Here is a 279-nt window from a genome sequence, read left to right as displayed (position 1 = left end):
GTCCTGTTCTACAGCGATTTGCGCGACTTTACCGCCCTGTCGGAGGAGACGGACGCCGAACAGGTCGTGGCGGCGCTCAACGCCAGCTTCGACCGCATCGCCGGCGCCGTTCACGCTTTTGGCGGCGAGGTGCTGAAATTCATCGGTGACGGGGTGCTGGCGATCTTTCCTGTCGGCGAGCGCTCGGCTTCAGAGGCTTGCGAGGCAGCGTTGCGCGCGATCGGAGCGGCGCGGGCGGGAATGGCGCAACTCAATCAGGTCCGCACCAGACAGGGCATG

Annotated in this window: 1 protein-coding gene; it reads left to right on the top strand. The window is 65.6% G+C overall.

Annotated features, from left to right (window positions below; genetic code table 11):
- The coding region (locus EN818_RS32335; protein ID WP_135906778.1) for an adenylate/guanylate cyclase domain-containing protein at positions 1-279 on the top strand (279 nt) is incomplete at both ends.

Source organism: Mesorhizobium sp. M3A.F.Ca.ET.175.01.1.1, from assembly GCF_004791945.1.
In the GTDB taxonomy this organism is placed as follows: Bacteria; Pseudomonadota; Alphaproteobacteria; order Rhizobiales; family Rhizobiaceae; genus Mesorhizobium.
The sequence above is the reverse complement of the archived record's forward strand: the minus strand, read 5'-3'. Positions and strand labels throughout refer to the sequence as shown.